At 64.9% G+C, this 25,516-nt stretch carries 23 protein-coding genes; 21 read left to right on the forward strand and 2 right to left on the reverse strand.

The window, feature by feature from the left end:
• Nucleotides 1-96 precede the first annotated feature (96 nt).
• Complete coding sequence (locus DCO45_RS22535; protein ID WP_133248051.1) at nt 97-345, reverse strand: hypothetical protein; 249 nt, start codon at nt 343-345, stop codon at nt 97-99.
• A gap of 88 nt (nt 346-433) precedes the next feature.
• Here DCO45_RS22535 and DCO45_RS03240 point away from each other — a divergent pair, with 88 nt between their 5' ends.
• The 7 genes from DCO45_RS03240 to DCO45_RS03270 all read left to right on the forward strand — a co-directional run bounded on the left by DCO45_RS03240 (nt 434) and on the right by DCO45_RS03270 (nt 9,781).
• On the forward strand, nt 434-1,618 hold the full coding sequence (locus DCO45_RS03240) for an LLM class flavin-dependent oxidoreductase (protein ID WP_116924514.1): 1,185 nt from the start codon (nt 434-436) through the stop codon (nt 1,616-1,618).
• 133 nt (nt 1,619-1,751) lie between these two features.
• The gene (locus DCO45_RS03245; RefSeq protein ID WP_116924515.1) at nt 1,752-3,341 is read left to right on the forward strand and encodes an ABC transporter substrate-binding protein; all 1,590 of its coding nucleotides are present in this window, start codon (nt 1,752-1,754) and stop codon (nt 3,339-3,341) included.
• Nucleotides 3,338-4,891, forward strand: a complete 1,554-nt coding sequence (locus tag DCO45_RS03250) for an amidase (protein WP_116924516.1) — start codon at nt 3,338-3,340, stop codon at nt 4,889-4,891. Before DCO45_RS03245 ends, DCO45_RS03250 begins: the two co-directional genes overlap by 4 nt.
• Nucleotides 4,888-6,117, forward strand: a complete 1,230-nt coding sequence (locus DCO45_RS03255) for an acyl-CoA dehydrogenase family protein (protein ID WP_116924517.1) — start codon at nt 4,888-4,890, stop codon at nt 6,115-6,117. The genes DCO45_RS03250 and DCO45_RS03255 overlap by 4 nt, the downstream gene beginning before the upstream one ends.
• A gap of 32 nt (nt 6,118-6,149) precedes the next feature.
• The gene (locus DCO45_RS03260; RefSeq protein WP_116924518.1) at nt 6,150-7,772 is read left to right on the forward strand and encodes an ABC transporter substrate-binding protein; all 1,623 of its coding nucleotides are present in this window, start codon (nt 6,150-6,152) and stop codon (nt 7,770-7,772) included.
• 24 nt (nt 7,773-7,796) lie between these two features.
• Nucleotides 7,797-8,897 (forward strand): ABC transporter substrate-binding protein, encoded by a 1,101-nt coding sequence (locus tag DCO45_RS03265; protein ID WP_116924519.1) that lies wholly within the window; start codon nt 7,797-7,799, stop codon nt 8,895-8,897.
• Nucleotides 8,894-9,781: an NAD(P)H-binding protein gene (locus DCO45_RS03270; RefSeq protein ID WP_116924520.1), complete on the forward strand. Its 888-nt coding sequence runs from the start codon at nt 8,894-8,896 to the stop codon at nt 9,779-9,781. Before DCO45_RS03265 ends, DCO45_RS03270 begins: the two co-directional genes overlap by 4 nt.
• A gap of 134 nt (nt 9,782-9,915) precedes the next feature.
• Here DCO45_RS03270 and DCO45_RS03275 read toward each other — a convergent pair whose 3' ends face one another.
• Entirely contained in the window at nt 9,916-10,251 is a 336-nt protein-coding gene (locus DCO45_RS03275; RefSeq protein WP_116924883.1) for a four-helix bundle copper-binding protein, read from the reverse strand.
• A 361-nt stretch (nt 10,252-10,612) separates the two neighbouring features.
• On the opposite strand from DCO45_RS03275, the gene DCO45_RS03280 reads away from it, so the two are divergent.
• The 14 genes from DCO45_RS03280 to DCO45_RS03345 all read left to right on the forward strand — a co-directional run bounded on the left by DCO45_RS03280 (nt 10,613) and on the right by DCO45_RS03345 (nt 25,476).
• On the forward strand, nt 10,613-11,491 hold the full coding sequence (locus DCO45_RS03280; protein ID WP_116924521.1) for an alpha/beta hydrolase: 879 nt from the start codon (nt 10,613-10,615) through the stop codon (nt 11,489-11,491).
• A gap of 196 nt (nt 11,492-11,687) precedes the next feature.
• On the forward strand, nt 11,688-12,563 hold the full coding sequence (locus tag DCO45_RS03285) for a DUF2071 domain-containing protein (RefSeq protein ID WP_116924522.1): 876 nt from the start codon (nt 11,688-11,690) through the stop codon (nt 12,561-12,563).
• A 107-nt stretch (nt 12,564-12,670) separates the two neighbouring features.
• A complete protein-coding gene (locus DCO45_RS03290) occupies nt 12,671-13,255 on the forward strand; it encodes a TetR/AcrR family transcriptional regulator (protein WP_116924523.1) in 585 nt (194 codons plus the stop codon).
• Nucleotides 13,256-13,345: 90 nt separating this feature from the next.
• The gene (locus tag DCO45_RS03295; protein ID WP_116924524.1) at nt 13,346-13,837 is read left to right on the forward strand and encodes a hypothetical protein; all 492 of its coding nucleotides are present in this window, start codon (nt 13,346-13,348) and stop codon (nt 13,835-13,837) included.
• Nucleotides 13,838-13,937: 100 nt separating this feature from the next.
• A complete protein-coding gene (locus DCO45_RS03300) occupies nt 13,938-14,168 on the forward strand; it encodes a hypothetical protein (protein ID WP_133248053.1) in 231 nt (76 codons plus the stop codon).
• 398 nt (nt 14,169-14,566) lie between these two features.
• Nucleotides 14,567-14,776, forward strand: coding sequence for a DUF4287 domain-containing protein (locus DCO45_RS03305; RefSeq protein WP_116924526.1), 210 nt, complete (start codon nt 14,567-14,569; stop codon nt 14,774-14,776).
• 438 nt (nt 14,777-15,214) lie between these two features.
• Complete coding sequence (locus DCO45_RS03310) at nt 15,215-15,625, forward strand: GNAT family N-acetyltransferase (protein WP_116924527.1); 411 nt, start codon at nt 15,215-15,217, stop codon at nt 15,623-15,625.
• A 314-nt stretch (nt 15,626-15,939) separates the two neighbouring features.
• Nucleotides 15,940-18,861 (forward strand): Hsp70 family protein, encoded by a 2,922-nt coding sequence (locus DCO45_RS03315; RefSeq protein ID WP_116924528.1) that lies wholly within the window; start codon nt 15,940-15,942, stop codon nt 18,859-18,861.
• Nucleotides 18,862-18,918: 57 nt separating this feature from the next.
• Nucleotides 18,919-19,386: a GNAT family N-acetyltransferase gene (locus tag DCO45_RS03320; protein ID WP_116924529.1), complete on the forward strand. Its 468-nt coding sequence runs from the start codon at nt 18,919-18,921 to the stop codon at nt 19,384-19,386.
• A 142-nt stretch (nt 19,387-19,528) separates the two neighbouring features.
• On the forward strand, nt 19,529-20,566 hold the full coding sequence (locus DCO45_RS03325) for a tripartite tricarboxylate transporter substrate binding protein (protein WP_116924530.1): 1,038 nt from the start codon (nt 19,529-19,531) through the stop codon (nt 20,564-20,566).
• On the forward strand, nt 20,559-21,653 hold the full coding sequence (locus DCO45_RS03330) for a P1 family peptidase (protein WP_243419227.1): 1,095 nt from the start codon (nt 20,559-20,561) through the stop codon (nt 21,651-21,653). The genes DCO45_RS03325 and DCO45_RS03330 overlap by 8 nt, the downstream gene beginning before the upstream one ends.
• Before the next feature lie 4 nt (nt 21,654-21,657).
• Complete coding sequence (locus DCO45_RS03335) at nt 21,658-22,476, forward strand: M55 family metallopeptidase (protein WP_116924531.1); 819 nt, start codon at nt 21,658-21,660, stop codon at nt 22,474-22,476.
• Between the two features lie 78 nt (nt 22,477-22,554).
• Nucleotides 22,555-23,871 (forward strand): nitrate regulatory protein, encoded by a 1,317-nt coding sequence (locus DCO45_RS03340; protein WP_116924532.1) that lies wholly within the window; start codon nt 22,555-22,557, stop codon nt 23,869-23,871.
• A gap of 309 nt (nt 23,872-24,180) precedes the next feature.
• Nucleotides 24,181-25,476 (forward strand): CmpA/NrtA family ABC transporter substrate-binding protein, encoded by a 1,296-nt coding sequence (locus tag DCO45_RS03345; RefSeq protein WP_116924533.1) that lies wholly within the window; start codon nt 24,181-24,183, stop codon nt 25,474-25,476.
• The last annotated feature ends 40 nt before the right edge of the window (nt 25,477-25,516 follow it).

Raw genomic sequence — 25,516 nt, forward strand, 5'->3', positions numbered from 1 at the left:
CATTATTCATCGGGAGGTGACCTGTGCATGATAGGAGCGTTCCTGCGTTATCAACGGTATTTGCAGCATGCCATTTCATATATCAAAAGGCGTAAATTAAATAACAAATATCGGTATCTGATTTTTATCGGTTGGTGTCTGCTCGCCAAAGTTTTTTGTGGTGATTCGCACCTGAGACAGCAAATTTTGTTTGGTTTGCTGCATATGTTCGCAAGCTATAAGCGCGGATGGAGGCTGTGCAGAGCGCTGGCATTGCGCCTGCGGCTCTGTTTGTATGCCTGCGCCAATGGCTGATTTTTGAATATGCAAATGCAAAATCGGCGCAAGAGCGGGGTGGTGATTCATGGGATTATTCAAGCCAATGCGGATGCTGAATAGCTGGTTATCTCAAGGCTGGTTCGGCTTCCTTTGTATTGACAACCTTGGCCGCCCCATGAACTCTGCAATACCGCTGGAAAAACTCGCTGATAGAGAGACATTCGCCTCGCCGCTGGATTTTCCGGACAGCCCCCTGTCGCAGGCTTTTGCGCAGCCGATTCTGCTGGGCCTGTTTCTGCCGATCCAGGCAGGAGGCTGGAGTGCCTCCACCTTGCCGCGCAGCACCGACTGGCGCTTTGACTACAACAAGGACCTGGTGCTCAAGGCCGAGAACCTCGGCTTCGATCTGGTGTTTGCGCTGTCGCAGTGGCTGCCCAAGGGCGGCTATGGCGGGGTGTTCAATGGCGATGCGCTGGACTCCTTTGCCACCACGGCGGCGCTGACCTCGGTCACCCAACGCATCATGCTGATCTCGACCATCCATGTGCTCTACGGCCCGTTGCACCCGCTGCACCTGGCCAAGTGGGGGGCTACGCTGGACCATATCTCGGGCGGGCGCTGGGGCATCAATATCGTCACCGGCCACCGCGAGGTGGAGCACAAGATGTTTGGCTGGGACCAGATCGAGCATGACCGGCGCTATGACCTGGCCTCGGAGTTCATCGAGGTGGTGCAGCGCCTGTGGTCTTACGACGAGAACTACTCGTTTGAAGGCATCTCGCCGTGGAAGCTGGGCGGCGGTTTTGTCAGCCCCAAGCCGCGCTTTGGCCGGCCCGCGCTGGTCAATGCCACCGGCTCGGACGCCGGCATTGCCTTTGCAGCCAGGCATTCGGACCTGGTCTTTATCACCAGCCCCGGCGCATCGGACTTTGCCCGCGCCATCGAGGTGCTGCCCGCCCATGCCGCCCGCGTCAAGCAAGAGGCGCGCAATGCCGGCCGCACGGTGCGCACCTTGCTCAACCCCATGGTCATCAGCCGCGATACCGAGGCTGAGACCTGGGCCTACCACGATGCCATCGTCGCCCACCAGGACCAGCGCACGCCCGAGGGCTTTAGCAGCTTGAAGAGCGATGCCCATGCCTGGCGCGGCCGCACCGCCCTTGATGCCCCCAAGCGCCGCGCCATCGGCGGCAATATCGAAGTGATCGGCACGCCCGAGCAGGTGGTCGAGCAGTTTGTGCAGCTCAAGCGCGCCGGCATCGATGGGCTGCAGCTGAGCTTCTTCGACTTCAAGCCGGATCTGGAGTTTTTTGGCGACCGCATTTTGCCGCTGATGAAGCAGGCGGGTCTGCGCTTCTAGCCGCAGCACCTGCGCTGCACTGCACTGTGCACCGCACTTATCCACAGACTTTCTCCGTCCCTCCCGTTTTTACTTTGCGCTTTTTGCGTGCTACCCGCGCCTTGTCTGCGCCTTTTCTCCTGGACCATTGCCCATGCGAACTCTCTACAAAAACCTGGCCTGGGGCCTGCTGGCTGCCAGCAGCTTTGGGGCTGCCAACGCCCAGGCGCCGGCCACGCCCGTCAAGGGCGGCACCGTCACGTCCGTGGTCGCGCAAGAGCCGACCTCGCTGGTGTCCTTTCTCGACACCAAGACCGACAACCGCGATGTCAGCGCCAAGATCACCGAAGGCCTGCTGCGTTATGACGCCAAGTTCCAGCCCCAGCCCTTGCTGGCAACATCCTGGACGGTCAGCCCCGATGGCCTGCAGTACCGCTTCAAGCTGCGCGAGGGCGTCAAGTTCCATGATGGGCGCGACTTCAGCTCGGCCGATGTGCGCTATTCCTTCCTGACCCAGAAGAAGCTCGGCCCGCGCGGCCGTATCACCTTGCAGAACCTGGAGCGGGTCGATACGCCCGATGCGCACACGGCGGTGCTGGTGCTGTCCAAGCCCGCGCCGTTTTTGCTCAAGTCGCTGTCATCGGCCGAGCTGCCCATCGTGCCGGCGCACCGCTATGGCGATGGCGACCCGCTGGGCAGCCCCAACGCCAATGCGCCAGTGGGCACGGGCCCCTTCATCTTTGAGCAGTGGGTGCGTGGCAGCCATGTGATCCTCAAGCGCAACCCCAACTACTGGCGCCCGGGTGTGCCCCATGTGGACCGGGTGGTGATCCGCTTTGTACGTGACCCTGCTGCCATCTCCGCCGCCATCGAAACCGGCGAGGCCGATGTGGCGCAGAACCTGGCCTTGGCCGACCTGGGCCGCTTGCTGCAAAAGCCGACGCTCAAGCTCGATGCCAGCTATGACGCGTTCCTGAACAATGCCTCCTTCCTGGAGTTCAACGTGGAGAACCCGGTGCTGGCCAAGCCCGAGGTGCGCCATGCGATTGCCCATGCGGTGGACCGCAATTTCATCGTCAACAACGTCTACTACAAGCAGGCCGAGCTGGTGAACTCGCCCATCCCCAAGGTGCTGGGCGCCTACTACGACGACAGCGAGTTCAAATACGGCTTTGATGTGGCCCGCGCCAACCAGCTGCTCGACAGCGCCGGCTACCCGCGCCAGGCAAATGGCCAGCGCTTTGCGCTCAAGCTCACCTATATCCCGGGCGCGCAGTTCAAGCAGACGGCCGAGTACCTGCGCTCGGCGCTGAACCGGGTGGGCATCAAGGTGGACATTCTGGATGGCGACCTGCCCACCTTTTTGAAGCGCGCCTACACCGCCCGCGAGTTTGACCTGAACCTCAATGGCCTGGGCCGCTTGTTTGATCCATCGGTCGGCGTGCAGCGCATCTACTGGTCCGACGGCATCAAGAACCCGCTGATCTGGATCAACGCCTCGCATTACAACAACCCACAGGTCGACAACCTGTTCCGCCAGGCCGCTGTCGAGGTCGACGAGGCCAAGCGTGCCGCGCAGTTCCGCGAGATTCAGCAGATCGTTGGCCGTGATCTCCCCGTCTACCCGATCGCCACCGTGCCCTCTGCGCTGCGGGTACACAGCACGCGGGTGCATGGGCTCAACAACAGCATTGACCTGACGTCTGGAGATTTTTCTGACCTGTGGCTGGAGGCTAGCAAATGACGACGACCATCGACTTTCCCAACGAAACCACCCTGAGCGAGAGCGCAGTAGCGTCGCCCGGCATTGCCGCCAGCCTGGCCTTTGCCAGCGCCCGTGCGCAGTTGCAAGCGCTGGCCGATGGCCGCGTCAGCGCGGTCGAGCTGCTGGAGCAGGCGCTGGCCCGCATCGAACGCCATGATGGCGAGCTCAATGCGATCCCGGTGCGGGCGATTGAACAGGCCCGGCGCGATGCCCAGGCGGCAGACGCCGCCTTGCAGCGGGGCGAGCGCAAGCCATTGCTGGGCCTGCCGATCACGGTGAAGGAGAACTTTGATGTCGCCGGCCTGCCCACCACCGTGGGCAACCCGGACTACCGCAGCAATATCGCCCGGCAGGATGCGCCGGCAGTCGCGGCCTTGCGCGCGGCGGGCGCGGTGCTGATCGGCAAGAGCAATGTGCCGCTGGCGCTGAGCGATCTGCAAAGCTACAACGCCGTGTACGGCAGCAGCAGCAACCCCTGGGATCTGCAGCGCACACCGGGCGGCTCATCGGGCGGCAGCGCGGCGGCCGTGGCGGCCGGCTTTGTCGCGCTGGAGCTGGGCACGGATATTGGTGGGTCGGTGCGCATCCCCGCGCACTTCAACGGCGTGTTTGGCCACAAGACCAGCTATGAGCTGATCTCGATGCGCGGCACCGGCGCGCCGCAAGGGCGCTTTGGCGCGCGTGATCTGTCGGTGGCCGGGCCGCTGGCGCGCACTGCGCTCGACCTGGAGCTGGCGCTGGAGCAGCTGCTTAACCTTGATCCGCTGCAGGCCAAGGGCTGGCAGGCGAGTCTGCCGCCACCGCGCCACCAGCGGCTGCAGGATTTTCGGGTGCTGGTGCTGGATGCCTGGCCGGGCCAGGAGGCGAGCCTGTCCGAGCAGCTGGTGATCGCGCGCGTCGTCAGCGCCTTGCAGGCCCAGGGCGTGCAGACCACGCAGTGGCGCGATCTGCCGCCTGCGCAGCGCCCTGATCTGAGCGAGCAGCACCGCACCTACCGCAGCCTGCTGGGCTCGTCGGTGGCTAACGCGGCCCCGTTGACCGAGGCGCAGCAGCAGCGCCTGGCCGAGCTGGAGCCCGACGACCGCAGCGCCGAGGCCGCCTTGCTGCGCGCGCCCAGCCTGCCCCATGCCACCTGGCTGCAGGACAACGAGCACCGCCATGCGCTGAGCCACCAGTGGGAGCAGCTGTTCCAGGACTATGACGTGGTGCTGACCCCCGTGGCACCGACGCCCGCTTTTGCGCACCAGCAGCAGGGCCACAAGGAGGAGCGCCGCTTTCCCGTGGCCTATGCCGATGGGGTGCGCGAGATCGGCTTTGGCGAGCTGTTTTACTGGGCCGGTTTGCCGGTGCTGCCAGGCCTGCCTGCGACCAGCTTTCCGGTCGGGCTGGACGATGACGGCCTGCCGATCAGCGCCCAGGTGGTCGGCCCCTATCTGGAAGACCGCACCACGATTGCCTTTGCCCATGCCTGGGAGCAGGCCCAGGGCGGCTTTGTGGTGCCGCCCCGCTATGCGCAGGGGGATGCATGAGCGCCGTGCTGCAAGTGCTGCAGCCGCCACGGGAAGCGGCCAGCCCGGGCCCGGCCTTGGACGAGGCCGCCTTGCTGGCCCGCGCCCAGGCGCTGATCGGCAAGCTGGCCGCACTGGCGGAGGCGCATGACGCCAGTGGCGCTGCACCGGCGCCGCAGTTTGCGCTGCTGCACCAGGCCGACTTGCTGCGGCTGACCATTGCCCGCGAGGCCGGTGGCCATGGCGCCGGCCTGGCCAGCGCGCGTGCAGTGGTGGGAGCCATTGCCCAGGGCGACCCGGCAGTCGCTTTGATTTTGGCGATGCACTACAGCAACCATGCGGCGATTGCCCGCTCGCAGCGCGCGGGGCAGGGCGAGTGGCCGCCAGCGCTGGCGGACGAGCTGATCGCAGCCAGCCTGCAAGGCCCCGCCTTGCTCAACGCCGCCCAGGTGGAGCCGGAGCTGGGCTCCCCCTCGCACGGCGGCCTGCCAGCGGCGCGGGCCAGGCGCGTGGCCGGTGGCTGGCAGCTGAGCGGCCACAAGGTCTATGTGACCGGCGGCCCGCTGCTGGCCTGGATCAGCGTGCTGGCGGTGACTGATGAGCCCGAGCCGCGCCTGGGCAGTTTTGTGCTGCCCCGAGGCACGGCCGGTGCGCGCCTGGTCGATACCTGGAACCCGCTGGGCATGCGCGCTACCGCAAGCCAGGACCTGGTGCTCGACGGCGCCTGGGTGCCCGAGCACCATGCGGTGGGCCTGCGCCCAGCCAGCCTGGGCCTGCAGCGCGAGGCCCATGGCATTGCCTGGTACTTCAGCCTGGTGGCAACGGTCTATGACGGCGCGGCGCGCTCAGCCCGCGACTGGCTGGGCGCTTTTTTGAACCAGCGCCGCCCCAGCGCGCTGGGCGGTGCCAACCTGGCGTCGCTCGCCACTGTGCAGGAAAAGTTTGGCGAGATCGAGGTATTGCTGCAGACCAGCGACTGGCTGCTGGACAGCCATGCCCGCGCCTACGACAGCGGCACGGCCCCCGATGGCCTGGTTGCCGTGGCCAAGCATGTGGCGGTGGACAACGCGCTGCGCGTGGTGCAGCTGGCGCTGGAGCTGGCCGGTAACCACGGCCTGGCGCGGCGCAATCCGCTGGAGCGCCATCTGCGCAATGTGCTGTGCAGCCAGATCCATTCACCGGCCAACAGCCTGATCCGCAGCAACACCGGCCGCGCGGCCTTGCAACGGCACCAGGCCGCTGCCTGAGCGCCGCCCTGTTTTTACCCTTGGTACCTCGCATGTCTATTGATTCCGATTTCTCGCTCGCCACGCGCCGCCACTTTATGCTGGCCGCTGCTGCCTCCGGCATCGGCACGGCAGTTCCCAGCCTGGCCTGGGCGCAGGACAAGCCGCAAAAAGGCGGCACCCTGAACCTGCTGCTCTTTCCCGAGCCGCCAACCCTGACGACGATTGCGCACACCGCCGGCTCGTCGGTGACGATCTCGGGCAAGGTCACCGAGGGGCTGCTGACCTATGACTTCAACCTCAACCCGCAGCCGCAGCTGGCTGTTGCCTGGTCGATCAGCCCCGATGGCCTGGTCTACCGCTTCCAGCTGCGCCAGGGCGTCAAATGGCATGACGGCAAGCCTTTTACCTCGGCCGATGTGGTGCACTCGATTGCCTTGCTCAAGGAGTTCCACCCCCGGGGCCGCGCCACCTTTGCGGGCGTGGCGGAGGTGCAGGCGCCCGACGCGCATACCGTGGTGCTGCAGCTGAGCCGCCCCATCCCCTACCTGATCACGGCACTGGCGGCCTCAGAGTCGCCCATCGTGCCCAAGCACCTGTATGCCAGCGGCCGGGCCGATACCAACCCGGCGAACAATGCGCCGGTGGGCACGGGCCCCTTTGTGTTCAAGGAATGGGTGCGCGGCAGTCATGTGATCTACGAGCGCAACCCCCATTACTGGGATGGCGACAAGCCCTATATCGACCGCCTGGTGGTGCGCTTTATCCCCGATGCCGCCGCGCGCACGGCGGCCATCGAAAGCGGCCAGGTGCAGATTGCGCCCAGCTCGCCGGTGCCCTTTGCCGAGGTGGAGCGCCTGCGCGCCAAGCCGGGCCTGCAGTTCGAGACCCGGGGCTACGAGTACATCAACAGCGTCTACCGGCTGGAGTTCAACCTGGAGAGCGAGCTGCTCAAGGACCTGCGCGTGCGCCAGGCCATTGCCCACGCGCTGCAGCGCGAGAACCTGCTCAAGGTGGCCTGGTACGGCCAGGGCAAGCTGACCACCGGGCCGGTGCACCCGGCGCTGAAAAAGTTCTATGTGCCCGATCTGCCGGTGCTGCCCTATGACCTCAAGCGTGCCGAGAAGCTGCTGGACGACGCGGGCCTCACGCGCGGCAAGGCCGGCGGCCAGTGGCGCGCGCGCTTGAACCTGACCCCCATCCCCAACGAGGGCGGCCAGCGCACGGGTGACTTCCTCAAGCAGGCCTTGGGGCGCATCGGCATCGATGTGCAGATCAACAGCCAGGACTTTGCCACCTACATCAAGCGCATCTACACCGACCGCGCCTTTGACCTGCATGTGAGCGCGATGAGCAACACCTTTGACCCGACGGTGGGCATCCAGCGCCTGTACTGGTCCAAGAGCTTTCAGCGCGGGCTGCCGTTCTCCAACGGCTCGCACTACGCCAGCCCTGAGGTGGACCGCCTGCTGGAGTCCGCCGCCGTCGAGATGAACGAGGCCCAGCGCATCCGCGAGGTGGCCGAGTTCCAGAAACACATCGCTACCGACCTGCCCGACATCACCCTGGTCGCCCCCGACATCTACACCATTGCCGACAAACGCGTGCGCAACCACACCGTGGGCGCAGACGGCGTGGCCGGCAACCTGGCCGGCGTCTGGCTGGCCGCGTCCTGATCCCGTTCCCCCAAGGAGAAACCGATGACAAGCCCTTCCGAAACATCGAACGTACAAGGTCAACAACCCAGCTCCCTTTGGTACACCCGCTGCCCGGTGCCGTCGCCACTGGGCATTGCCGCGCAGCACGGCTGGCTGCAGCAGGCCTTTGCGGCCCTGGGCATTGGGGTCGAGTCCATCTTTGACTCCAAGGACCGCAGTGTGCGCGAGAGCCATTTTGACCACCGCCTGCCCTGGTCCTTCCGCCAGGGCGGCAATATTCCGCCGATCTGGGCGCGCGCCAAGGGCAGCGATACACGCCTGGTGGCCATCACCTGGACAGACGAGTTCCAGGCGCTGGTGACCTTGCCGGGCCGGGGCATCGACAAGCCCGAGGACCTGGCGGGCAAGCGCTTTGGCGTGCCCCAGCGCGTCAATGACCTGATCGATTTCCACCGCGCCACCGCCCTCAAGGGCCTGGTCTCGGGCCTGTCGCTGGTGGGCCTGCAGCACAGCGATGTGCAACTGGTCGATCTGGTGATCGAGGAGTCGGTGATCCAGCAGCACGGCACGCCCAGCCTGTTTGGGCTGCGCCGCCGCCACCCGTACTTCCGCGAGGCTGAGGCCTTGGTGCGCGGCGAGGTCGATGCGATCTTTGTCAAAGGCGCCGAGGGCCTCTTGGTGGCCAACCTGATCGGCGCGCAGCTGGTGAGCGAATTTGGCCGCCACCCCGACCCGCGCGTGCGCATCAACAATGGCACGCCGCGCACCTTGACGGTGGACGCCGCACTGGCCGACCAGCGCCCGGACCTGGTGCTGGCGCTGCTGCGCGTGGTGCAGCGCGCCGGCCGCTGGGCCCAGGCCCATCCCGATGAGACCCTGCGCTTTGTGGCCCGCGAGATCGCCACCAGCGAAGAGGCCATCCTGGCCTCCAACGGCGCCGATGTCCACCGCCATCTGGGCATCAGCCTGGAGCCCGAACTGGTCGATGCGATCGGCTACTTCAAGGACTTTTTGCTGGAGTGGGGCTTTTTGCCGGCCGATTTCTCGGTCACCGACTGGGTCGATGCCCGGCCGCTGAACCGTTTGCTGGCCGAGAATGCGCCCGCGCAAAGCGTGGCGCAGCCCGAGGCGCTGCGGGCATGAGTGCGCACCCGCATCCCCGCGTGCTGGTCTGCGGCGCGAGCGGCCGCCTGGGCCAGCTGCTGGTGCCGCGCCTGCTGGCCCGGCAAGCGCGACCCCGGGTGTTCGTGCGCCAGGCCGCTACTGCGCGGGCGCTGTGGGGCGATACCGTCGAGATAGCGCAGGGCTGTTTTGAGGATGCGGCCACCTTGGGCAAGGCGCTCGTCGGCATTGAGCGTCTCTTCCTGCTCTCTCCGATCAGCCCTGCGCTGGCCGAGCAGCAACTGCGCGTGGTCGAAGCCGCGCGCGCTGCCGGCGTGCGGCACATCGTCAAGCTCTCCGGCTCGGACTGGACCATAGCCCCGCCCGGCCATTCGCTGTCCGGCGATGCCCATCGCCGCATCGAGGAAGGCCTGCAGGCCAGTGGCATCTCCCATGTTGTGCTGCGCCCCAATGCCTGGATGCAGGTGGGTTTGTCGCGCATCGCCGGGGAGCTGCGCACCGGCGTTGTGATCCGCTCCCAGCACCTGGGCGCTGGTGTCTCCTATATCGATGCCCGCGACATCGCCGATGTTGCTGTTGAAGCGCTGCTGAACCCCGAGGCCGCCCAGCAGCGGCTGGGCACGGCGACAGGCCCCTGGGTGCTGACCGGCAGCCAGGCACTGCGCCCACAAAAACTGGCTGAGATCGCATCGCGTCTGATGGGCCGACCCATTACCGCCGCCGCGCCTGTAGCTGCCGCCGCCGACCCGTTTATCGCCCAGGTGCATGGGGAGTTTTTTGCGCTGATGCGCGCGGGGCATGCAGCTGCGGTGACTGCGACGGTAGGGCAGGTGCTGGGGCGGGAGGCGCGGACGGTGGAGGGGTATTTGGCGGAGGAGTTGGGGGCTTTGGCTGTGGCAGTTTGAGGCGGAGGGAAGTAGGCTGGCAGTGCCCGGTGTGCATTAACGGCACCCCATCGGTTGGACGGATATCCAACTTGTGGGGGTGCTGTTCAATCAGCGGGCAGGTGCGGACCTGCTTGGCATTTGGCGCCGCCTCGTCAGTTGACCATTGCCAAGCAGGCCTTGGAACAGGCCCTGCAGGTTTCCGCACATCGCACGCAATGGTCATGCTGGTGATGGGCGCACTCGTTCGCGCAGGCGAGGCAGATCTCGCTGCATAGCCTGCAGAAGTGTTTCGCCATTTCGCTGTTGCGCGCCATGGCACCCACGGAGAGCGAGCAGATGGCTGCGCAATCGACATCCAGCGCCATGCAGCGTGCCATCATCTTGGGATCGTCCTCTTTGAGGCATCCTGCAAAGCATTCGTTGCACGCAATCACGCAGGCGTTGCATGCGTCAATACAGGCCTGATAAGGGTTGGCGGTGGTGGTCATCACAGTCTCCTTTTGCAAAACCTTGTTGTACGGCTTGTGCGCAGCTGAAGCTGTAGGAGTGACGCGTTCATTTCCTCTGCATCCAGTTCGGCATGCAACTGGCCAAAGGTGAACCGAGGTTGGAGCTGGGGTGGCAGCACTGGGGTCATAGCGCCACTTCAACCTATAGCGCTCATTCGGCCTACATAAGTTTCCGGTACCCGCTGAGAGGCGTAGAACTAGCTTCAACGCAGACTGGTGGAAATAACTGCTTGAAGGATCTGCCGCTGGTAGGGCGTTCCGCACACTCCAGGGTATGAATCCAAAAGACGTATAGCGGCGTATAGCGCACATGCCCATTTCTTCTAAACTTTCCACCCCCATGAGTCGCCGTCTGAGCCTCCTCGGCATCGGTTCCGCCATCGCAGCGCTGCTGTCCGGGTGTTCTGGTGCCCAAGTACTGGACCACTTGGTGGCACATGACACCTACCACGGCCCCACCGGCGTGCGCTATGGGCTCGATGCAAGGCATCTGCTGGATGTGTACCAGCCAGCGACAGGCACGGCGCCAGGCAGTGCACCGGTGGTGCTGTTTTTTTATGGCGGCAACTGGACGAGTGGCGAGCGGGCCGAGTACCGGTTTGTCGGCGAAGCGCTGGCGGCCAACGGCATCATCGCGGTGGTCGCCGACTACCGGCTGAGCCCCCAGGTGCAGTACGAGGGCTTTCTGGGCGATTGCGCCTTGGCGCTGCAGTGGACCTTCGCGCACGCCGCCAGCCTGGGTGGCGACCCTTCGCGGGTGATGGTGATGGGCCATTCGGCCGGGGCTTACAACGCAGCGATGCTGGCGCTGGACCCGCGCTGGCTGGCACCTTTGGGCCTGACACCCGATCGGCTTGCGGGCTGGATTGGGCTGGCCGGGCCCTACGACTTTTTGCCGATTGTGGACCCCCAGGTCCAGGTGGCGTTTAACTGGCCACACACCCCGGCCGATTCCCAGCCGATCTTCTACGCCGACGCCAAAGCCCCCCGCACCCTGCTGCTGGCCGCACGCAATGACAAGGTGGTGGACACGCAGCGCAACACCGTCGGCTTGGCAAACCGCTTACGGGCTGCCGGTACCGACGTGGATATACGGATCTTTGACCACCTCAGCCACGTGACGACCGTTGCCGCGCTGGCCCGGCCGCTGGACTGGCTAGCCCCGGTTCTGCCGACCGTGGTGGACTTTGTGCGCGGGGATCCGAAACGGGTGCAATGACCCCTCAAGTGATAGCAGCCGTGGCCGGTTGTGTCGCGGCGACAGACTTGCTTAGCAGCCGGTCCCTAGGTTGCTCCATCGTGGAGGGAGTCGCATGGTGACGGGCTGCTGGCGCTAATATGGCGTTTTCGGTCAGAAACGGCCTTCCGCCATCACCGCTCAACGGTGCCAGCCAGCGCTGCTGTCAACCGCGTCCATGCATCACCTCTACACACACCCGTACAACGGCAGGTTTGGCAATGGCCTGGCCAAGCTGCTCAATTCGCATCGCTTTGCCACGTATCGGCGAGCGCTGATGTCTCGTCTGCCCTTCATGACCTTGGACAGCGATGTGGTGGATGTGGTCTATATGAATTGGCTGGTGGACGAAGCCCTGGCAGCACCCTTTGCCCCACCGGGCGCGCGCCTTTGGTCTTACCAGGGGCGCACCCCTCTCACCGTGCTGACCTATCGGCATGGCCATTTTGGTCCTCGGTGGATGGGGCCTTTGAGGCGCTTGATGACTTCGCCGTTGCAGAGCAACTGGCGCCTGTACCTGGCAGAGCCGCTGGCTGATGCGCCGCCCATTCCCACCGTCGCCTTTGTCTACAACGTGATGGACAGCCTCGCCCATGTGGCCGGAACGCGCTTGTTCAGTGATGCCTTGCCATCCCATTGGCCAGCTGGATTCGATTTCCGCGTGAACGCTGATGAGGCCATTGTCGACATCGCGCCCGGCGATGGCAGCGCGCCGAGATTGGGGGCGAGGGCGGTGAGGGCAGGGGAGGCCGTTTTGTCGCCTCCCTGGTCCGGTATGTTCGATGACTGGTCGGATGCGATTGTGCGCCTGGCCTCCCAGGACGCTGCGGTGGTGGAGGTGCCGACAGCGGAGGGCGCTCCTGGCAGGTCGGCATTAGCCACGATTGACTTGCCGGTGGATGTCGCCTCGGTGCACCCCTTGGTGCTGGACACGCAAACCCTGGACTGCCCTGTGCTTCAGAGGCTGGATGCGGACCCGGAGGCGCTCTGCTTTCTGCTGCCCAGCGTGCGCTTTTCTGCCTTGTCCGAACGGCTTTTACGCGCTTCTGTGTGAGCTAGGGCTGCTGCGACAGCGTGGCTCGGCCAACAGCCAAAGAGGCTTGACGCTAACCGATCAACTAGTAGAATGGCTCATCTTTGAAAGCGCTAGCTGCCCACCCAATGACTGTTGAACTCTCCCCCCGCGCCACTGAATTGGCAGAACATGCCCGCCAATTGTTGGCCGCTGGCGGCTACAACGGCTTCAGCTATGCGGATCTCTCTGAAAAGGTAGGGATAGGAAAGGCCAGCATCCACCACCACTTCCCCAGCAAGGCGGATCTTGTGTTGACGGTGGTTCAACGGCATCGGCAGCAATCTGTGGAGGGCTTGGCAGCGATGCAGCAGCATTTGGGCGATGACCCGCAAGCCCAATTGAACGCTTATGTGGATTACTGGGCGCGCTGCATACGCGACGGTTCATCGACGATGTGCATCTGCGCGATGCTGGCCGCAGAAGCGCCGATGATCCCGGCTGAAATAGCGGCGGAAGTGCGTGGCTATTTCCAGGATCTGACGCAGTGGCTGGCAGCCGTCATCTCGCAGGGCCAGGCCAAAGCGCAGTTCAAGCCAGAAGCGAATGCGCCGGTAGAAGCGCTCGCGTTGATGTCCACCGTGCACGGCGCGATGCTGACGGCCCGCGCCTTGAATGATCCCGATGCTTTCCAGACGATCGTGCGCGTGGCGATACATCGGCTGGCAGCTTGAAGAATGGCCCGGTCACCCAGGGTGTCGGGCCCTCTATTTTTTGCCCATGTAACCAATCAACTAGTCGGTTGTTTTTAGAAAGACCACCCTATGCCTCATCCCATCTCCTCGCTTGGCGCCTTCCATACCGCCATCAGTGTGCTGCCGCTCGCTGCCGGCTTGTACAGCTTTGTCCGCTACCGCGCCATTGAGCCGGCCAAGCGCTCGGGTCAGCTGTACCTGGTCGGCATGCTGCTGTCCGTGCTGACGGCGTTCGGCCTGTCCAGCACCGGAGGATTCAACGCCGGCCATGCCTTGGGCATTCTGGCGCTGTTGGTGATGGGCGGGTCATTGCTCATCCGGCAGCTGCCGCTGTTTCCACGCCTCGCTCCCTACCTGTCGCAGTTCGGCTTTTCGTTCAGCTTCTTTCTGTTGTTGGTCCCTGCCATCGGTGAAACCTTGACGCGTCTGCCGGTCAGCCATCCTCTGGCCTCAGGCCCTGAATCGCCTTTGGTGCGCGGCACGGTGCTCGCTTGGCTGGCGATTTTTGTGGTGGGAGCCGCATGGCAAATGTGGTGGATGCGGTCACAACGCAAGCGCTGAATAGGCAGCGCATTTTTTGTCTTGCTTGTCTTGGGATAGGCAGGCCCTTGTTGGCATTGATTGGCTGCTCCTGCTCTCGCACCAGCCCGGCGCGCTGTGTGTGGCCGAGATCACATCGCGCCTGTTGGGCCGGCCGATCATCGCTGGCGCGCCTGTGCCTGCAGCGGCGCCTGACCCCTTTATCGCCCAGGTACATGGCGAGTTTGCGCTGTTGCGCCCGGGGTATGCGGCTGCTTTGACGTCTACGGCGCGCCAGGTGCTGGTGCGCGAGGCGTGGACGACGGAGCGCTTTTTGGCGGAGGCGCTGAGCGCACTGGCGGTGGCCGCTTGAGGGGGATGATGCGGGATGGGCGGGCGGCTGCGTTGCCCGTCTGGCTTGCCAATGGCTGGCTGGAGATTGGGAACGGTGCCTTGCTGTCGGTGCCGGGTCGAACTCCTGCTGCATGGTTCCTGGTGCGCATCACAAGGATGAAACACCCGATGATGCGCGGGCCCTCGCGCAACCGTTTTCAGCGCATTCCCCACGGACTGTGCACATGGTGAAAATTTAAGCGGAAAGGGTGGCCGAATAGACGCTCAGCGTGTCTACGGCCAGCCAGGAGCGGCTCTTCGCCCCTGCGGCAGAAACTGGCCAAACTTCGTTATCTAGGCAGGGGCCCGCAACTCAGTCAGAATGCCGAACTAGGCATTGCACGGGGACACTATCCTCACCCTTCAAAGGAGCACTCCATGGCCGAGACATCCAAGGTAAAAGGACCTGCCTCGTACTTTCCTTCCATCGAAAAGACCTACGCCAAGCCAATAACGCATTGGATGGAGATTCTTCAGAATGCGGGTCCGTTGAAGCACATGGAGCTGGTCAATTGCCTCAAGACCCAGCACCAGATCGGTCATGGGCACGCGAACGCCCTGGTTGCAGCGTTCCTCATGAAGAAGTAGCACGCCAAGAAACTTGCCCCAGGCTGCATCTGGGCCACAAACGGACACTTCCACCACACATGCATCGCGCCACTGCTTATGCCGCACTCGCTACCGAGCTTGAGCCTATGGACCCAGCCATATGCGGATGGAGCAGCTCCAAGAGGCGTTAATTATGCCAAAAGGGGAATGAGGCCAAGCGTTGTGGGCACGGCTGCATCCGGCCAGTTGCTGCCGTTCAATCATTTGTTTACTTCCACAGTAACGAGCTCCTACTAGGAAGGCGTCATGGTTATGTCGCAGTAAGCCACGACTGGTCGGATGATGTGATGAAATCCTGCGCACAGCCCACGCCAGAAACCCTCAAGCCAGTGATCAAACGCAAGCGTTTTCCGCTGGAGATCATGCTCATCTGCGTGCGTTGATATTTGGCCTAGCCACTCAGCTTGCATTCAAGATATGAATGATTCTTTTGATTTTCGTGTCTCAACAAATAAAGACGTCACTGCTGAAGAGTATGCGCAACTCGCTCGCTCTGTTGGTTGGGGAAGCGAAGAGGACAGCAAATTGTTCGTTGTCTCCAATGCTGCATACCCCTTGGTTGTTCATGCTCGTGAAGCTTCAGGACTGCTCATCGGATATTTGTCTGCTTTCAGCGACGGAGCTTTTAGCACCATGCTCGGTGAATTGATCGTACACAACCAGTTTCAGGGTCATGGAGTTGGGCGGGCGATGCTTGAGGTAGTCGAAAAGCAATGGCCGGGCGTGCCAATTTATATCAAAGCCCTGGGTGAGGCGAAGCACTTTTTTAAAGCTTGTGGCTACAAAGTTCCGCTGGCTGAAATGACTATTCTTTTCAAGCGTCCTTAAATCAATGCCATTTCCACAATCCTATTTCGGGATAAGTCGAATTCCAGCTACGGAATAGGCTGAGCGGCAGCATCGGATCGTTCAGAGACCGTCAGAAGCAACCCATAGGGCTACGGGGATTGAGCCCCCACGCCATCAGCCTTCACCGCACTGATCTCCGCCTCTCCCTGTGCTGCCCCCGTGGCGGCACATCCCGATCCGCGCCCGTCCCATGAGCCAGGGTTCTGCAGAGACCCCCAGGTCTTTGCAAGAATTGTTACGATTCGCCTACCCGGCAGGCCTTTGCCGGGTGTTGCCGTCTCGCTTGGCCGTTTATGAATTCCTCGTCTCCCTCCTATGTCATTGGTATCGATCTGGGCACCAGCCACACGGTGGTGGCCTATGCACCACTGACGGGGACGGGCGAGGAGATTGCGCTGCTGACCCTTCCCCAGCGCAGCAGCGCGGGAGAGGTACAGGAGCAGGCCCTGCTGCCTTCCGTGCGCTACCAGGCGGCAGCAGGCGAGCTGGGCGATGCCTGGCAGCAGCCCTGGCCCCCGCAAGGCGCGAGCGATGCAGCGCCGGCGGTGGTGGGCCGCTGGGCCCGGGATTTGGGCACGGCGGTGCCCAACCGCCTGGTGGCGAGCGCCAAAAGCTGGCTGTCGCACACGGGGGTGGACCGCAGCGCGGCCATCCTGCCCTGGGGCGCGGGTGACGAGGTCGCCAAGATATCGCCGCTGGCGGCATCGGCCTCCTACCTGGCCCATGTCAAGGCGGCCTGGGAGCAGGCGCATCCAGAGGCGCCGCTGGACGCGCAGATCGTGGTGCTGACGGTGCCGGCCTCGTTTGACGAGGGCGCGCGTGCGCTGACCCTGGAGGCCGCCCAGCTGGCGGGCCTGCCCCAGGTGCATTTGCTCGAAGAGCCCAAGGCCGCTTTCCACGACTGGCTGGTGCTGCAGGGTGAGCAGCTGGCCGCACGGCTGGCGGACAGCCGGTTGGTGCTGGTGGTCGATGTGGGGGGTGGCACGACCGATCTGACCTTGATCCAGGTCGAGCCCGCTGCCGATGGCGGCCTGCCCAGCCTGACGCGTACGGCCGTGGGCGAGCACCTGATGCTGGGCGGCGACAACATGGACCTGGCCCTGGCGCATCAGCTCGAGCCCCAGTTTGCACCCGAGGGCCAGCGCCTGCCCGCTGCCCGTTTTGCGCAGCTGGTGCAGCGCTGCCGCATCGCCAAGGAGCAGTTGCTGGCCGCCGATGCGCCCAAGCAGGTGGCGGTGACCCTGCTGGGCGGCGGCAGCCGGCTGCTGGCCCAAAGCAAGACCGCCCACCTGAGCCGCACCCAGGTGCAGCAATGGGTGGTCGAAGGATTTTTGCCGCTGACCGAGCGCAGCACGGTGCCCGGCAAACGCCAGGGCGCCTTGCGCGGGTTTGGGCTGCCATACCCGGCAGATGCGGCTATTACTCGGCATCTGGCGCAGTTTTTGGCGCAACATGCCGGCAGTGGCAGTGGCAGCGGCAGTGGCAGTGGCAGTGGCAGTGGCAGTGGCGATGGCGGTGCGCAGGCGCTGCCCGATACCGTCTTGCTCAATGGCGGCGTGTTCCATGCGCATGCGGTGGTGGAGCGGCTGACGCAGCAGTTGTCAGCCTGGCGCGGCGCGCCGGTGCGCGTGCTGCACAACCCGCACCCGGATTGGGCCGTGGCCCGGGGCGCGGCCGCCTATGGCCTGACCCGTTTTGCGCCCGAGCCTGAGCCAGCTGTAGCAATGCCCGCAACTGACGATGCAGCAGCGCCGCCTGCGGCCAGCCTGCGCAGCCGTTTGCCGCAGATTGGTGGCGGATCGGCCCGCAGCTACTGGCTGCTGCTGCCCGGTGCCCAAGGCGCAGCGCCCCAGGGTCTGTGCCTGCTGCCACGCGGCACGCAGGAAGGGGTGCGAATCGTTCTATCAGGCCGGCGCTTTGCGCTCAAGCTGGGCCAGGCGGTGCGCTTCGATCTGCTGGCCAACAGCCTGCCCAGCCTGCCGGCCCAGGCCGGGCAACTAGCGCCGCTGCAGGGGGACGGTTGGGTAGAGCTGCCACCGCTCGCCACCGTGCTGCCCGCGCCCGAGGGCCAGAACAAGGCCCAGATCGAGGTGCAGCTGCAAGCCAGCATGACCGAAGTCGGCACCTTGGAGGTGCGCTGCCTGGCCGTCGATGACCCCCGCCAATCCTGGCTGCTGCCGCTCAGCCTGCGCGGCGCCGTGCAGGAAGCGGATGACAGCGCAGCCACCAATGACAGTGCCGACGATGCACGGGCCAGCGCGCGCCGGGAGCAGGCGATTGCGCAGATCGACCGCATTTTTGGCAACCAGGCGCAGGCGGTGGACGCCAAGGAAGTACGCCAGCTGCGCCAGGTGCTGGAGCGGCTCTTGGGCCCGCGCACGAGCTGGGACCTGGCCCTGCTGCGGGCCATGTTTGATGCGCTGCTGGCGCGTGCCAAGCGCCGCCGCCGCACACCCGAGCATGAGCGCGCCTGGCTGAACCTGGCCGGCTGGTGCCTGCGCCCGGGCCTGGGCGCGCAGCTCGATGCCTGGCGCGTGGAGCAGGTCTGGGCGCTGTACCCGCAAGGCCTGGGCCATGGCAAGGAGCCGGGCAACTGGACGGAATGGTGGGTGTTCTGGCGCCGCGTTGCTGCCGGGCTGAATGAAGCGCAGCAGATGGAGCTGCTCGAAGATGTGGCCGGCCACATGCAAAAGGCCGTGCAGCAAACCGCCCGCAAGCGCGCCGATGGCAGTGGCGGCAAGAGTAGCCATGGCAGCTATGACGACATGCTGCGCCTGTTTGCCGCGATGGAGGCTGTCCCCTGGCAGTACCGCCAGGAGATGGGCCAGTGGATGCTGCAGCGCTTGAAGCGCGAGGGCGAAACCGTGCAGACCTGGTGGGCCATTGGCCGCCTGGCCGCCCGCCAGCCAATGGCCGCCAATGCGCACTTGGTGATGCCGCCTGCCGCAGCCCAGGAATTTGTGCAGGCCACGCTGGCCCAGGACTGGCGCCGCAACGAGACCGCCATGTTTGCTGCGCTGCAGATGGCGCGCATGACCGGCGACCGCGCCCGCGATCTGCCCGATGCGCTGCGCTCGGACGTGCTGGACAAGATGCGCAGTAGCGGCGCGCCCGAGCGCTGGATCACGATGGTGAGCCAGGTGGTGGAGATGGATGCCGAAGACCAGCAGCGCAGCCTGGGCGACAGCCTGCCGCCGGGGTTGGTGCTGCTGTAGGCCTAGCCGGGAAAGCGCTTAGGATGCAGCATCGCCTCCCATTTCTGAGCCTTTGTGATGTCCCATCCTTCTTCCCCCTTGGTCATTCGTCCGCTGGCCCTGTCTGACCTGACGGCGCTGCTGCAGCTCTACACCCATCTTCATCCGCAGGATGAGGCGCTGCCAGCGCAGGACCAAGTGCAGGCCATTTGGCAAGGCTTGCTGGAAGACCCACGCAACCACTATTTGGGTGGTTTTGTCGATGCACAGCTGGTCAGCAGCTGCCTGCTCGTCGTGATTCCCAACCTCACGCGCGGCTGCCGCCCTTATGGGCTGATCGAGAATGTGGTCACCGATGGCGGCCATCGCCAACGCGGCTACGGCAAGGCCTTGCTGCATGCGGCGCTGGACCGGGCCTGGGCCCAGCACTGCTACAAGGTGATGCTGATGACCGGCAGCAAGGAAGAGGCGACCCTGCGCTTTTATGCCAATGCCGGTTTTGACGGCAGCAGCAAGCAGGCCTTTGTCGCCAGGCCGCCGCAGTAGGGCGGGCGCGGCTGGCCTTCGCCATCCGAGCAGGATGGGCTCTTGGTTGGCGATAGCCAGGGCCCAGTGCGCAGCGGGCCGGCTGCGCAATGCAACAATGTCGCCATTTACCGACAAAGCCAATCCAAGGAGTGCCCCGGCCATGCAACAACAAAACCCCCATCACCACAAAGCGCAGGGCGCATGGCGTGCCGGCACCGCAGGCAAACGGCGTGTGCTGCTGGCGGCAACGGCTGCGCTGGCATGGGCAGCGGTGGGCGCTCCCCAGGCCTGGGCACAGGCCAGCACCGCCAACTGGCCGAGCAAGCCCATCACCTTTGTGGTGCCCCAGGCGCCCGGCGGTGCCAATGATGTGATTGCCCGCGCGATTGCGCAGGGCCTGGGCCAGTCGCTGGGGCAGCCGGTGATTGTGGAGAACCGGGCAGGGGCCAATGGCAATGTGGGCACCAGCCAGGTGGCGCGCAGCGCGGCCGATGGCTACACCTTTTTGGTGACCGCGCAAAGCGCCTACACGATCAACCCGGCGCTCTACAGCTCGGTGCCGTTTGACCCGATCAAGGATTTCACGCCGGTGATGCAGCTGGCAGTCGCCCCGTATTTGCTGGTGGTGAACCCGAATTTTCCGGCCAAGGACCTGGACGAACTGGTGGCCTATGCCAAGCAGCACCCCGGCAAGGTCGAGTACGCATCGGCCGGCAATGGCACCTTGAACCATTTGCTGGGCGAGATGCTGAAAAAGCAAAAGGGTGTGGACCTGCTGCATGTGCCCTACAAGGGCGCCTCGGCCGCTGCCACCGATGTGGTGGCCGGCCAGCTGCCGATGACCTTTGGCAGCTTTCCCGGCGTGATGCCCTTTGTCAGCAGCGGCAAGCTGCGGGTGCTGGGCGTGGCCTCGGACAAGCCCACGCAGCTCGCGCCCGAGATCGTGCCACTGGGCAAGGGCCTGGCTGTTACCAGCTGGTATGGGCTGTTTGCGCCGGCCGGCACGCCCGAGACCGTCGTCGTGCGCCTGCATGCCGCCATCACCAAGGTGCTGGCCACGCCGGTGATGACCGAGCGCCTGAAGACCTTGGGCGCCGAATCGGTGGTGTCCACGCCGCAGAGCTTCAAGGCCAGCCTGCCGGCCGAGCTGGCCTACTGGAAGCAGGTGGTGCAGGACTCGGGAGCGCACATTGACTGAACCCCAAGACTCGGCGCCGCTGGCCGCCTGCCAGCAACTGCCCGTGGTCGGCCTGCTGCCTGCGGGCCCGCGCAATGCGATCACCGATGTGGCGGGCCTGCGCCTGGGGCACTGCACGGTGGCCGATGGCGATCTGCAGACAGGGGTAACCGTGCTGATACCGCCGCTGGACAACCCCTTTATGCACAAATTGCCAGCGGGCCTGGCCGTTATCAATGGCTTTGGCAAAAGCGCCGGCCTGGTGCAACTGGCCGAGCTGGGCCAGATTGAAACGCCGATTGCGCTGACCAACACCTTTGGCGTCTCGGCCGTGGTGCAGGCGCAGATTGCGCAGTGCATTGCCGCCAACCCCGAATGCGGCCGCAGCCTGCAGACGGTGAATGCGCTGGTGCTGGAATGCAATGACGGTTACCTGAGCGATATCCAGCGCATGGCAGTGGGGCCGGAACACTACCAGGCGGCGCTGGACAGAGCCTCACCCGAAGTAGTGCAGGGCGCGGTGGGCGCGGGCCGGGGCATGTCGAGCTTTCAGCTCAAGGGCGGCATCGGCAGCGCATCGCGCCTGGTCACACTGGGCGAGCAGCGCTATACCGTGGGCGCGCTGGTGCTGGCCAATATGGGCAAGCTGGCCGATCTGCGCTGGGGCGGCCAGGCGGTGGGCGCGGCGCTGGAGCGGCGTCTGCAGGCCAAGCTGGCGGCGGGCATACCAGCTGGCAGCGCAGCGGGCGATGGCGTCGACAAAGGCAGCATCATCATGCTGCTGGCCACCGATGCGCCGCTGGACAGCCGCCAGCTCAGCCGCGTGGCGCGGCGTGCCGCTGCCGGCCTGGCCAATACGGGATCCTGCTACGGCCACGGCAGCGGCGATATTGCGCTGGCGTTCTCGACCGCCTACACCGTGCCGGCCGATGCGGCCGCGCCGATGCCGGCGCTGGCGATGCTGCATGAGGCGCAGCTCGACCCGCTGTTCCGCGCGGCGGCGGATGCGGTGGAGCAATCGATTTTGAATGCGCTGTGGCATGCGCAGAGCGTGCAAGGGCGTGACGGCCACCAGCGTTGGGGTCTGCAAGAACTGTGCAAGGACTGAGGCGATGAAAGTACTGATTTCTGTCGATATCGAAGGCGTGGCCGGTGTCTACCACCCCGAGCAGGTGCGAGCGGGCAACCCCGAGTATGAGCGCGCGCGCCGCCTGATGGCCCAGGAGGCCAATGCCGCCGTCGAAGGCGCTTTTGCCGCTGGCGCGCTCGAGGTCTATGTCAATGACTCGCATGGCGGCTTTCGCAATATGCCGCCCGATCTGCTCGATGCGCGCGCCCAGGTCATCCAGGGCAAACCGCGCTACCTGAGCATGGTCGCTGGCGTGGAGCTGGGGGTGGAAGCGGTCTGCATGGTCGGCTACCACTCACGCGCGCAGGGCCGGGGCATTCTGGCCCACACGATCAACAGCTTTGCGTTTGCCAGCATCCATATCAATGGGCAGGAGGCCAGCGAGGCCAGCCTTTACGGCGCCTTGGCAGGCGCCTATGGCGCGCCGGTGGTGATGCTGGCTGGCGATGATGTGCTGCGCGAGGAGAACCAGGCGATCTTCCCGCAGGCGGTGTTTGTACAGACCAAGCGCGCCACCGGCCAGGGCAGCGGCATCAGCCTCTCGCCTGAGCAGGCGCAAAAAGCCATCCGCGCCGGGGTGGAGCAGGGCCTGGCCGGGCGCGGGCGCTGCCAGCCACTGCACACCGCCAGCCCGGTGCAGGTGCAGATTGTCGCCACCTCGCCCGGCATGGCCGATCTGTTCTGCCAGTGGCCGACGCTGGAGCGGGTCGATGGCCGCACGGTACGTTTTAGCGCGCCGGACATCGAATCGGCGGTGCGCATGACCAATTGCCTCTCGGCCATGTCCAGCATGCTGCGCTGAGCGGCGCTGGGGCAGGCCCCCGGCTGGCATGGCATGAAACCTGCTGGGTAGAGCGCTCAACATCGGTGGTGCGCGTTTATGAGGTCTTCCCTGCATTTTCTGGTCGCTGCTCGCCAGCATGAGATGGCCGCGCTGGAGCAGCTGGGTAAGGCCTGCTCGCTGGTGGTAGCGATGTCCTCGCTGGTGCATGCGCTGCAAAAGGAGCGCGGGCTGTCGAACATGGTGCTGGCCAGCGGCGGCGCGCAGGGCGCCGAGCTGCTGGCGCCCCAGCGCCTGCTGGCGGATGCGCAGATCGCCCACGTGCGCGATGAGCTCGATCGCCTGGGCCCACACCCCTCCGGCGGCAGCGGCGCGCGGCTGTGCAATGCGATTGCCTATACCTTGCAAGGCGTGGCGGCGCTGCCTGCGCTGCGCGCCCAGGTGCAGGCCGGGCGGCTCACGCCCTCCGCCTGTACCGATGCTTTTGCGCGCCTGATTGCCGGCTGTCTGTCCGTCGTGTTTGAGGCGGCCGACAGCGCCAATGAGCCCGAGATATCGCGCATGCTGGTGGCCCTGTTTCACCTGATGCAGGGCAAGGAGCTGGCCGGGCAGGAGCGCGCCTGCGGCACCAGCGCCTTTGCCTCGGGCCAGCTGCAGCCCAGTGCCCGGGCGCAGTGGCTGCATTTGATCGAGTCGCAGGAGCGCTGTTTTGAGGTGTTTGCCAGCCTGGCCACGCCGCGCGTGCTGGTGCTGTGGCAGGCCCATATGGCGGGCGACACCGACATGGCGGCGGTGGAGCGCATGCGCCGCGTGGCCCATACCGCGAGCGGATCGAGCCTGAGCCGCAGCTGGAGCGCCGACTGGTTTGCCGCCTGCAGCCACCGGCTCGATGCCTTGCATGGGGTGGAGACCTTGGTCGCGCAGGAGCTGCAGGTGCTGTGCCTGCACAAGCTGCAGGCGCAGGAACAAGCGCTGGCGGCCTTGCAGGCGTTGCCGCCGGGCGCTGAACCTGCCCAAGTGGGCGCTGAGGGTGCTGAGGGCAGCGAAGCCGGCATGGCCTTTTTTGAGGCCTCGGCGCCGCCCGATACCTGGTCGCTCGATGCTGTGGGCGCGCCGGCGCTGGGGCGCGATATCCTGTCGCTGGTGCAGCAGCAATCGCAGCGGCTGCAGACCATGCAGAGCCAGATCCAGGAGGCGCGCACTGCGCTGCACGAGCGCAAGACCCTGGAGCGCGCCAAGGGTCTGCTGATGGCCCAGCACCAGCTCAGCGAGAGCGACGCCTACCAGCTGCTGCGCCAGACGGCGATGAACCAGAACAAGCGCATGCTGGAGGTGGCCGAGGCCGTGCTGGCGATGGCGGCCTTGGTGCCTCAAACCCCTGCAGCGCCCGCAGGCCCTGCTGCAGCTGAGCGCTAGCAGCTTTCCGCCCGCGCACCAAAGCATGGCAGCCGCTGGCCCGCAGGCTGCTGCAATGCACCATTGCAGGGATCCGGGCCGGTGTGCAGCGCCGGCCCAGGTTGGCTCTTCAGAGGGAAGCACTGCAATTTTTGAATTGGCATGGAATATGCATTGATCTCCCCAACCAGGCCAAAGGCGGCCTGTTTCCGGTAATCGCGAGTTATTTCGGGACAACGGCGTCCCTTTCCTGATGGTGCAAGCCCTCAGCGAAAGGACGCCGTTTTTTGTTTTTGGAATCTGCAACGCCTTCGATGGAGTTTGACAAGAATGACGATACGCCCCACCCCTGACACCGCCCCGGCGGCAGAGGCTTCGCCCGCTTCTTCGCCGCTGGCCGGCCGCCGTCAGTTCTTGCGCCATGGCGCCCAGGCAGCGGCAGCCACCTTTGTCTACAGTGCGCTGGGCCACCAGGGCGTCTGGGCCGCCGGCTCGGATGCGCCGGAGAAAAAAGAGGTCAATATCGGCTTTATCCCGCTGACCGACTGCGCCAGCGTGGTGATGGCCTCGGTGCTGGGCCTGGACCAGAAGTACGGCGTCAAGATCACGCCGACCAAGGAAGCGAGCTGGGCCGGCGTGCGCGACAAGCTGGTCAATGGCGACCTGGACTTTGCCCATGTGCTCTATGGCCTGGTCTACGGCGTGCAGCTGGGCGTGGGCAGCCCGCAAAAGGACATGGCGGTGCTGATGACGCTCAACCGCAATGGCCAGGCGATCACCCTGTCCAAGAAGCTGGCCGACAAGGGCGCCGTCGATGCGGCGTCACTGGCCAAGCTGATGGGCGCGGAAAAGCGCGAATACACCTTTGCGCAGACCTTTCCGACCGGCACCCATGCGATGTGGCTGTACTACTGGCTGGCGAGCGCGGGCATCCACCCGCTCAAGGATGCGAAAGTGATCACCGTGCCGCCGCCGCAGATGGTGGCCAATATGCGCGTGGGCAATATGGATGGCTTTTGCGTGGGCGAGCCCTGGGGCCACCGCGCGATCATGGATGGCATCGGCATCACGGCCATCACCACCCAGGACATCTGGCGCGACCACCCGGAAAAGGTGCTGGGTTGCACACAGGACTTTGTCAGCCGCCACCCCAACACCGCGCGCGCCGTGACCATGGCAATTCTGGAGGCGGGCCGCTGGATCGATGCCAGCCTGCAGAACAAGCAGAAGATGGCCGAGACCATTGCCGGAAAGGCCTATGTGAACACCAGCGTCGATGCCATCAACCAGCGCATTCTGGGCCGCTACCAAAATGGCCTGGGCAAGACCTGGGACGACCCCAACCACATGAAGTTCTTTGCCGAGGGCGACGCCAGCTACCCCTACCTGTCCGATGGCATGTGGTTCCTGACCCAGCACAAGCGCTGGGGTTTGCTCAAGAGCCACCCCGACTACCTGGCTGTGGCCAAGAAGATCAACCAGACCGCCCTGTACAAGGAAGCGGCTGCGCAGCTGAAGATCGCCGTGCCCAAGTCGGACATGCGCAGCAGCCCGCTGATCGACGGCAAGGTCTGGGATGGCTCGGACCCCGCCAAGTACGCCGACAGCTTTGCCCTCAAGGCCTGATAAGGAGCACCCCATGCCAGCTGCATTGCGAGAGAGTGTG

The sequence above is a fragment of the Comamonas sp. JNW genome (genome assembly GCF_003105075.1).
GTDB lineage: Bacteria > Pseudomonadota > Gammaproteobacteria > Burkholderiales > Burkholderiaceae_C > Comamonas > Comamonas squillarum.

Bases quoted from the DNA above. Each gene is read 5' to 3' on its own strand.
- DCO45_RS22535 (WP_133248051.1), bottom strand. From the start codon at position 345: ATGAATCACCACCCCGCTCTTGCGCCGATTTTGCATTTGCATATTCAA.
- DCO45_RS03240 (WP_116924514.1), top strand. From the start codon at position 434: ATGAACTCTGCAATACCGCTGGAAAAACTCGCTGATAGAGAGACATTC.
- DCO45_RS03245 (WP_116924515.1), top strand. From the start codon at position 1,752: ATGCGAACTCTCTACAAAAACCTGGCCTGGGGCCTGCTGGCTGCCAGC.
- DCO45_RS03250 (WP_116924516.1), top strand. From the start codon at position 3,338: ATGACGACGACCATCGACTTTCCCAACGAAACCACCCTGAGCGAGAGC.
- DCO45_RS03255 (WP_116924517.1), top strand. From the start codon at position 4,888: ATGAGCGCCGTGCTGCAAGTGCTGCAGCCGCCACGGGAAGCGGCCAGC.
- DCO45_RS03260 (WP_116924518.1), top strand. From the start codon at position 6,150: ATGTCTATTGATTCCGATTTCTCGCTCGCCACGCGCCGCCACTTTATG.
- DCO45_RS03265 (WP_116924519.1), top strand. From the start codon at position 7,797: ATGACAAGCCCTTCCGAAACATCGAACGTACAAGGTCAACAACCCAGC.
- DCO45_RS03270 (WP_116924520.1), top strand. From the start codon at position 8,894: ATGAGTGCGCACCCGCATCCCCGCGTGCTGGTCTGCGGCGCGAGCGGC.
- DCO45_RS03275 (WP_116924883.1), bottom strand. From the start codon at position 10,251: ATGACCACCACCGCCAACCCTTATCAGGCCTGTATTGACGCATGCAAC.
- DCO45_RS03280 (WP_116924521.1), top strand. From the start codon at position 10,613: ATGAGTCGCCGTCTGAGCCTCCTCGGCATCGGTTCCGCCATCGCAGCG.
- DCO45_RS03285 (WP_116924522.1), top strand. From the start codon at position 11,688: ATGCATCACCTCTACACACACCCGTACAACGGCAGGTTTGGCAATGGC.
- DCO45_RS03290 (WP_116924523.1), top strand. From the start codon at position 12,671: ATGACTGTTGAACTCTCCCCCCGCGCCACTGAATTGGCAGAACATGCC.
- DCO45_RS03295 (WP_116924524.1), top strand. From the start codon at position 13,346: ATGCCTCATCCCATCTCCTCGCTTGGCGCCTTCCATACCGCCATCAGT.
- DCO45_RS03305 (WP_116924526.1), top strand. From the start codon at position 14,567: ATGGCCGAGACATCCAAGGTAAAAGGACCTGCCTCGTACTTTCCTTCC.
- DCO45_RS03310 (WP_116924527.1), top strand. From the start codon at position 15,215: ATGAATGATTCTTTTGATTTTCGTGTCTCAACAAATAAAGACGTCACT.
- DCO45_RS03315 (WP_116924528.1), top strand. From the start codon at position 15,940: ATGAATTCCTCGTCTCCCTCCTATGTCATTGGTATCGATCTGGGCACC.
- DCO45_RS03320 (WP_116924529.1), top strand. From the start codon at position 18,919: ATGTCCCATCCTTCTTCCCCCTTGGTCATTCGTCCGCTGGCCCTGTCT.
- DCO45_RS03325 (WP_116924530.1), top strand. From the start codon at position 19,529: ATGCAACAACAAAACCCCCATCACCACAAAGCGCAGGGCGCATGGCGT.
- DCO45_RS03335 (WP_116924531.1), top strand. From the start codon at position 21,658: ATGAAAGTACTGATTTCTGTCGATATCGAAGGCGTGGCCGGTGTCTAC.
- DCO45_RS03340 (WP_116924532.1), top strand. From the start codon at position 22,555: ATGAGGTCTTCCCTGCATTTTCTGGTCGCTGCTCGCCAGCATGAGATG.
- DCO45_RS03345 (WP_116924533.1), top strand. From the start codon at position 24,181: ATGACGATACGCCCCACCCCTGACACCGCCCCGGCGGCAGAGGCTTCG.